Annotated in this window: 8 protein-coding genes; 3 read left to right on the forward strand and 5 right to left on the reverse strand. The window is 72.6% G+C overall.

What is annotated here, in order from left to right; genetic code table 11:
* Positions 1-93: 93 nt before the first annotated feature.
* The 4 genes from ACFWJ4_RS12250 to ACFWJ4_RS12265 form a co-directional block, all read right to left on the reverse strand.
* On the reverse strand, positions 94-333 hold the full coding sequence (locus ACFWJ4_RS12250) for an acyl carrier protein (RefSeq protein WP_224283099.1): 240 nt from the start codon (positions 331-333) through the stop codon (positions 94-96).
* 75 nt (positions 334-408) lie between these two features.
* Entirely contained in the window at positions 409-1,440 is a 1,032-nt protein-coding gene (locus ACFWJ4_RS12255) for a beta-ketoacyl-ACP synthase III (protein ID WP_359913083.1), read from the reverse strand.
* A complete protein-coding gene (locus tag ACFWJ4_RS12260) occupies positions 1,437-2,387 on the reverse strand; it encodes an ACP S-malonyltransferase (protein WP_359913080.1) in 951 nt (316 codons plus the stop codon). The genes ACFWJ4_RS12255 and ACFWJ4_RS12260 overlap by 4 nt, the downstream gene beginning before the upstream one ends.
* Before the next feature lie 91 nt (positions 2,388-2,478).
* Positions 2,479-3,675 (reverse strand): helix-turn-helix domain-containing protein, encoded by a 1,197-nt coding sequence (locus ACFWJ4_RS12265; protein WP_359913095.1) that lies wholly within the window; start codon positions 3,673-3,675, stop codon positions 2,479-2,481.
* Positions 3,676-3,899: 224 nt separating this feature from the next.
* Here ACFWJ4_RS12265 and ACFWJ4_RS12270 point away from each other — a divergent pair, with 224 nt between their 5' ends.
* Positions 3,900-4,676, forward strand: coding sequence for a pirin family protein (locus ACFWJ4_RS12270; RefSeq protein WP_380542415.1), 777 nt, complete (start codon positions 3,900-3,902; stop codon positions 4,674-4,676).
* Positions 4,677-4,680: 4 nt separating this feature from the next.
* Here the strand turns inward: ACFWJ4_RS12270 and ACFWJ4_RS12275 are convergent, their stop codons facing one another.
* Positions 4,681-5,517, reverse strand: coding sequence for a serine hydrolase domain-containing protein (locus ACFWJ4_RS12275; protein WP_380542418.1), 837 nt, complete (start codon positions 5,515-5,517; stop codon positions 4,681-4,683).
* A 133-nt stretch (positions 5,518-5,650) separates the two neighbouring features.
* Between ACFWJ4_RS12275 and ACFWJ4_RS12280 the strand changes: the two genes are divergently transcribed.
* Positions 5,651-6,154 carry a MerR family transcriptional regulator gene (locus ACFWJ4_RS12280; protein WP_380542421.1) on the forward strand — a complete coding sequence of 168 codons (504 nt, stop codon included), beginning with the start codon at positions 5,651-5,653 and terminating at the stop codon, positions 6,152-6,154.
* The gene (locus tag ACFWJ4_RS12285) at positions 6,151-7,164 is read left to right on the forward strand and encodes an aldo/keto reductase (protein WP_380542424.1); all 1,014 of its coding nucleotides are present in this window, start codon (positions 6,151-6,153) and stop codon (positions 7,162-7,164) included. The genes ACFWJ4_RS12280 and ACFWJ4_RS12285 overlap by 4 nt, the downstream gene beginning before the upstream one ends.
* Positions 7,165-7,190 lie beyond the last annotated feature (26 nt).

The following is a 7,190-nucleotide window of genomic DNA, read 5'->3' on the forward strand; positions in this document are numbered from 1 at the left end:
AGTACTACACTCACTAAAACCACCGCCCACCCGTCAAACTTAAAAATAAAAACGGACGCCGGACGGGCTGGCCGAGTCGAACTGGTCGATCGATCAGGCGTTGAGGATGTAGTTCACCGCGTCGCCGACGGTCTTCAGGTTCTTGACCTCGTCGTCCGGGATCTTGACGTCGAAGCGCTCCTCGGCGGCCACGACGACCTCGACCATGGACAGCGAGTCGACGTCCAGGTCGTCGGTGAAGGACTTGTCGAGCTGGACGTCCTCGGTCGGGATGCCGGCGATCTCGTTGACGATCTCGGCGAGACCTTCCAGGACCTCTTCCTGGGTAGCCATACTGGCTGCTCCTCTACGGTGTTGAGCGTGTCCGGCCGGCGGCCGGGCACAGGCTTGTGAATTGGGCGAATGCGCCTAGGGGAGAGTAACGACTGCTGCGGCGTACACGAGACCCGCCCCGAACCCGATGATCAGGGCCAGGTCCCCGCTGTGGGCCTCACCGCTCTCCAGCATGCGTTCCATCGCCAGCGGGATGGAGGCCGCGGAAGTGTTGCCGGTCTCGGCGATGTCGCGGGCGACGGGTACCGACTCCGGCAGCTTGAGCGCCTTGATCATGGCATCCGTGATCCGCATGTTGGCCTGGTGGGGGATGAACGCGCCGAGCTGGTCGGCGGTGATCCCGGCGGCGTCCAGCGCCTGCTGGGCCACCTTGGCCATCTCCCAGACCGCCCAGCGGAAGACCGGCTGGCCGTCCATCCGCAGGGCCGGCCACTTGGTCTCCTCGCCCGCGCCGTTGATCGCGTCGGACTTGGCGAAGGCGGTGTCCCAGGCCTGGGTCTGGGTGATGAGGTCGGCCTGCGAGCCGTCCGAGCCCCAGATCAGCTTGCCGATGCCGGGGGTGTCCGACGGGCCGACGATCGCGGCGCCGGCGCCGTCGCCGAAGATGAAGGCGGTGGAGCGGTCCGACTGGTCGGTCAGGTCGCTGAGCCGCTCGACGCCGATGACCAGCACGTAGTCGGCGTTGCCGCCGCGGATCATGCCGTCGGCCAGGCCGAGGCCGTAGCCGAAGCCGGCACAGGCGGCCGAGATGTCGAAGGCCGGGGCGTTGCCGCAGCCGAGCCGCTCGGAGATCTCGGTGGCGATCGCGGGGGTCTGCTTGAGGTGCGAGACGGTCGAGACGATCACGCCGCCGATCTGCTCGGCGGAGATCCCGGCCTGGGCGATGGCCTTGCCGGCCGCCTGGACCGACATCTCGGCGACGGACTCCTCCGGGCCGGCCCAGCGGCGCTCGGCGATCCCGCTGCGGGTGCGGATCCACTCGTCCGAGGAGTCGATCCACTCCAGGACCTCGGAGTTGGGGATCACCCGGACCGGGCGGTAGCCGCCGACGCCGAGGATGCGCGAGTACTGCGCGCCGCTCACCGGACGGATCTGGGGCTTGGTCATGCCTGGGTCTCCTGCTCCTGACCGCCGTGCTCCGCAACGAGCTCGCGGGCCTTGTCCAGATCGGCGGGGGTCTTGAGGGCGAGCGTGGCCACACCCTTGAGGTTGCGCTTGAGCAGTCCGGTGAGGGTGCCGGCGGGGGACAGCTCGATCACGGCCGTCGCACCCAGCTGCCCGAGGGTCTCCATGCAGAGGTCCCAGCGGACGGGGTTGGAGACCTGCGAGACCAGGCGCGCGAGCACCTCGGCACCGGTGTCCACGACCGCGCCGTCCCTGTTGGAGACGTAGCGGACCAGCGGGTCGGCCGCGGTCAGCGTCGGGGCCAGCTGGGCCAGCCGCTCGACGCCCGGGGCCATGTGCTCGGTGTGGAAGGCGCCGGCCACCTTGAGGGCGATCAGCTTGGCGCGGGTCGGCGGGTCCGCCTTCAGCGCCTCCAGCTGGTCCAGCGTGCCGGCGGCGACGATCTGGCCGCCGCCGTTGTTGTTGGCCGCGGTCAGACCGTGCTCGGCCAGCTTCGCCGCGACCTCCTCCGGCTCGCCGCCGAGCACGGCGAGCATGCCGGTCTCGGTGACGGCGGCGGCCTCGGCCATGGCCCGGCCGCGCTCACGCACGAAGGTCAGCGCGTCGTGGGCGCCGAGCACCCCGGCGCCGGCGGCGGCGGTGATCTCACCGACGCTGTGACCGGCCACGGCGCCGACCAGCTTGCGGGCGGCGTCCTCGTCCGGGAACAGCTCCCGGGCGGTCACCAGACCTGCCGCGACCAGCAGCGGCTGGGCGACGGCGGTGTCCTTGATCTCCTCGGCGGACGCCTCGGTCCCGGCGTGCACCAGGTCGAGCCCGGCGACCTCCGACCAGCCGCGCAGGCGGTCGGCGACGCCGTCGAGCTCCAGCCAGGGGCTGAGGAAACCGGGGGACTGAGCACCCTGTCCAGGGGCGACGATTACGAGCACGGTTCAACCCTCTCTCGCCAGGCGCCCAGGGGCGGGTAGGCGACGGTAACGAAGAAAACCATCCCTGATTGTGCGGTTCCTACACTCCGGCTCAGCCGGGCTCCCCGACGGCGCCCAACCGGCCGAGGGCCAGTGCGATCCGCAGGGTGAACGCCGAACGTACGTCGGAGGGGGCGTACCCCGTGACGTCAGTCACACGTCGCAGCCGGTAGCGCACCGTGTTGGGGTGGACAAAGAGCATCCGGGCCGCGCCCTCCAGGGAGGAGGCCTGCTCCAGGTAGACGCTCAGGGTCTCCAGCAGGGCGGACCCGGCCTCGTCCAGCGGTGTGTAGATCTCCTCCACCAGCTGACGGCGCGCGGCCTGGTCGCCGGCCAGTGCCCGCTCGGGCAGCAGGTCGTCGGCCAGCACCGGGCGGGGGGCGTCCGGCCAGGCGGCGCAGGCCCGCAGGCCGGCCGCGGCGGCGTGGGCCGAGCGGGTCGCGGAGAGCAGGTCGGGCACGGTCGGGCCGACCACCACCGGGCCCGGCGCGAACTGGCCGATCAGCGCCCGGGCCGCGTGCACCGGCTCCTTCTCGCCGCCGACCACGACCACCAGGCGCTTGCCCAGCACCCCGGTCAGCACGTTCAGCTTGGCGTACCGGGCGGCCCGGCGGATCGCCTCGACCACCAGCTCGCTGTCGCCGTCCGGCGCGCTGCCCATCACCACCCGGACTTGGCTGGGCTGGCCCCAGCCGAGTGCGGCGGCGCGGGAGAGCACGCCCTCGTCGGCGTCGCCGGACAGCAGCGAGTTGACCACCAGCGCCTCCAGCCGGGCGTCCCAGGCGCCGCGCGCCTCGGCGGCCTGGGCGTACACCTGGGCGGTCGCGAAGGCGATCTCCCGGGCGTAGACCAGCACCGACTCGCGCATGTCCGCCTCGTCGCCGGGGGCGGCCACCTCCTCGATGGCCTCCTCCATCACCTCGATCGTGGTGCGGATCAGCTCGACGGTCTGGCGCAGGGTGATCGCCCTGGTCAGCTCGCGCGGAGCGGTGCCGAAGACGTCGGTGGAGATCGCCTGGGCGGTGTCGGGGTGGCGGTACCACTCGGTGAAGGCGGCGATGCCGGCCTGGGCCACCAGGCCGATCCAGGAGCGGTGCTCCGGCGGCATCCGCCGGTACCAGCCGAGCTGGTCGTCCATCCGCGAGATCGCGGCGGTGGCCAGCTTGCCGGAGGACTTCTCCAGCCGCTTGAGCGTCGCCGCCCGGCGCTCGGCGCGCTCGGCGGCGTTTCTGCGCTCCTGGGCGGTCAGGCGGGGCGCCGCACGGCCGGGGCGGTCACGGGCCGACCGGGGGGCCGGGCCCTTTCCGGCGGGGTCGGGTGCGGGGCTGGGACTGGGTTCGCTCTTGGAGTTCGCGGAGGCGGCTGGCACAAGGACAAGACTGCCTCACGCGAGTGACTGCTCGTGCACACCCCCCCGGCACGGTGGCGCGGTGGCAGGAGTCGCACCGCGGGCCCAGCCACTACGGTGGGGGCGTGACCGAAGCCCCCGACCGCCCCCGTGCCGACCTGCGCCGCACCGCCGAGCGCTACCGCTCCGTCCCGGCCGAGGGCGTCGAGACCAGGCACGCGTTCTCCTTCTCCGGCCACTACGACCCGAAGAACACCCACTTCGGGGCACTGCTCGCGTGCAACGAGGAACTCCTCGCCCCCGGCGCCGGATTCGAGGAGCACAAGCACCGGGACACCGAGATCCTCACCTGGGTGCTGGAGGGCGCGCTCGCCCACCGGGACTCGTACGGCCACAGCGGGGTGGTCCGACCCGGGATGGTCCAGCACCTCAGCGCCGGTTCCGGGGTCACCCACACCGAGCGCAACGTCGGCGGCGCCACCGGGCCGGTCCGCTTCGTCCAGATGTGGCTCCAGCCGGACGAGTTCGACGCGCCCCCCGCCTACGGCCTGCGCAAGGTGGAACCGGCGGACGGCGGGTTGACGCTGCTCGCCTCCGGGCTGGAGCGCGACGCCGGGACGGACGCCCTGCGGCTGCGCCGCGGCGACGCCGCGCTCTGGCTGGCCACCGCCGGGCCGTGGCAGCCGCTGCCGCTACTGCCCGAGGCGCCCTGGCGGTACGCCCACCTGACCGCCGGCTCGCTGGGCTACCGGACCGTCCCGGGGCCCAAGGGCGGCGGCCGCTCGATGGTTCCGGGCGACAGCGTGCGGATCACCGGCGAGGCCTTCGCCGACCCGGCGGCGGGGGAGACCGGCGCCGAACTCCTGCTCTGGGAGATGCACTCGCCGGTCTCCTACGGTTAGCGGCTCAGCGCTTCGGGAGTTCTTCGAGCACCGCGTCGGAGAAGGCCGGCCAGGCCTCGACCGCCCACGGCCCGAAGTCCCGGTCGGTGAGCGCGACGCAGGCGGCGCCGGCCTGCGGGTCGACCCACAGGAAGGTGCCGGACTGGCCGAAGTGCCCGAAGGTTCCGGGGGAGTTGGCGGCGCCGGTCCAGTGCGGGCTCTTGCCGTCGCGGATCTCGAAGCCGAGGCCCCAGTCGTTCGGGCGCTGGTGGCCGTAGCCGGGCAGCACGCCGCTGGTGCCGGGGAAGGCGACCTCGCGGGTGGCCTGCCGGAGCGTGGACGGGTCCAGCAGCTTGGGTGCCTGCAGTTCGGCGGCGAACCGGGCGAGGTCGGCGACGGTGGACAGGCCGCCGGCGCCGGCCGGGGACTTGTGCGCGGTGTTGATCAGGGTGTCCGTCATGCCCAGCGGCTCGAACACCGCCTCGGCGGCGTAGCGGGAGAACTCGATCCCGGCGGCCTCGGACAGCGTCCGGGCCAGCACGTCGAAGCCCGCGTTGGAGTAGAGCCGGCGGTTGCCGGGCTCGGCGAACAACCGGTGCTCGTCGAAGCCCAGGCCGGAGGTGTGCGCGAGCAGGTGGCGGACGGTCGAGCCGGCCGGACCGGCCGGGTCGTCCAGCTCGAACACGCCCTCCTCGACGGCGACCAGCGCCGCGTACGAGGTGAGCAGCTTGGTCACCGAGGCGAGCGGGAACAGGTGCTGCTGCGGCCCGTGCGCGCCCAGGACCGCGCCGTCCGCCCCCCGGACCACCGCCGCCGCGGCATGGGGCACCGGCCAGTTCTCGATCATCCGCAAGCTCTCCATGGGATCCGACTGTAGTCGCCGGGAAATTCCGCGGAGAAGGTGGTGGTGGAGCCACCCGGGTGTCGGGCTTGCTTGGAGTGCACTCCAACTCGGTAGCGTCGTTCACGTCGTACAGGACAGGGGGAAACGAGCGATGGCCGCACCCGCACGCATCGAGATCGACCTGCGCAGCTGCTCCGAGGTGTTCAGCCGCCCCGTCGGGGATCCGGACCCGAGGCCGAGGCACACCATCAGCGAGGTCGCCGCGGCGAGCGGGCTGACCACCCACACCCTGCGCTGGTACGAGCGGATCGGCCTGCTGGACCCGGTCGACCGGGCGGCGGGCGGCCAGCGCCGCTACTCCGACGCCGATCTGCACCGGCTGGCCTTCCTGGGCCGGCTGCGGCTGACCGGCATGTCGGTGGCGGACATGCTCAAGTACGTGGACATGGCCCGCCAGGGCGAGCAGACCTACGGGGAGCGGCGGCTGCTCCTGGAGGCCCAGCGCGAGGAGGTCCGACAGCGGATCGTGGACCTCCAGGCCACCCTCGCCGTCCTCGACTACAAGATCGATCTCTATGCCGGGAAGGTCGCCGGTGGCGCCGGAATCCCGGCCAAGTGCCAGAACATCCATGTAGAGGAAGAGCAGAGCGCATGACTCAGACCGTCCTTCCCACCGTCGAACTCGGCACCGGCGGCCCGCTGGTGGGCGTCCAGGGCCTCGGCTGCATGGGCATGAGCGAGTTCTACGGCCCCACCGACACCGGCGAGGCGCTCGCCACCCTGGACGCCGCGCTGGCGACCGGTGTCACCCTCTTCGACACCGCCGACATGTACGGCTCGGGCCGCAACGAGGAGCTGATCGGCCCCTTCGCCCGGGCCAACCGGGACCAGGTGGTGCTCGCCACCAAGTTCTCCATCCTGCGGTCCGAGGAGGACGGCGCGGTCCGCGGCATCAGCAACGACCCGGCGTACATCCGGACCGCGGTGGACGCCTCGCTGCGCCGCCTCGGCACGGACGTGATCGACCTGTACTACATGCACCGCCGCGACCCGGCCGTGCCGCTGGCCGACTCGGTCGGTGCCATGGCCGAGCTGGTGCGGGCCGGCAAGGTGCGCCACCTCGGCCTGTCCGAGGTGACCGGGGCGGAGCTGCGCGAGGCGCACGCGATCCACCCGATCTCCGCGCTCCAGTCCGAGTGGTCGGTGTTCGCCCGCGACGTCGAGCGCACGGCGGTCCCGGCCGCGGCGGAGCTGGGCGTCGCCTTCGTGCCGTACTCGCCGCTCGGGCGGGGCTTCCTGACCGGCGCCTTCCAGGACGCCAAGGAGCTCTCGGCGGACGACTACCGCCGTTCCCACCCGCGCTACACCGGCGACAACGCGGCCGCCAACGGCGAACTGCTCGACCCGCTGCGGAAGATCGCGGCGGCCCGCGGCGTGACGCTCGCCCAGGTCGCACTGGCCTGGGTGCACCAGCAGGCCGAGGTGCACGGGCTGGCCGTCGTGCCGATCCCGGGCACCCGTAGGCGCGGCCGGCTCGCCGAGAACACCGCGGCGGCGACGCTGCGGCTGACCGCCGAGGAGCTGGCGCTGCTGGAGCCGGTGGCCGGCCGGGTGGCGGGGAACCGCTACGCGGACATGAGCTCCACCTCGGCGGCGCGCGAGTAGCGGGACCGGCGGCCCGGGGGGAGCCC

The sequence above is a fragment of the Kitasatospora sp. NPDC127067 genome (assembly GCF_042724755.1).
Taxonomy (GTDB): Bacteria; Actinomycetota; Actinomycetes; order Streptomycetales; family Streptomycetaceae; genus Kitasatospora; species Kitasatospora lactacystinica.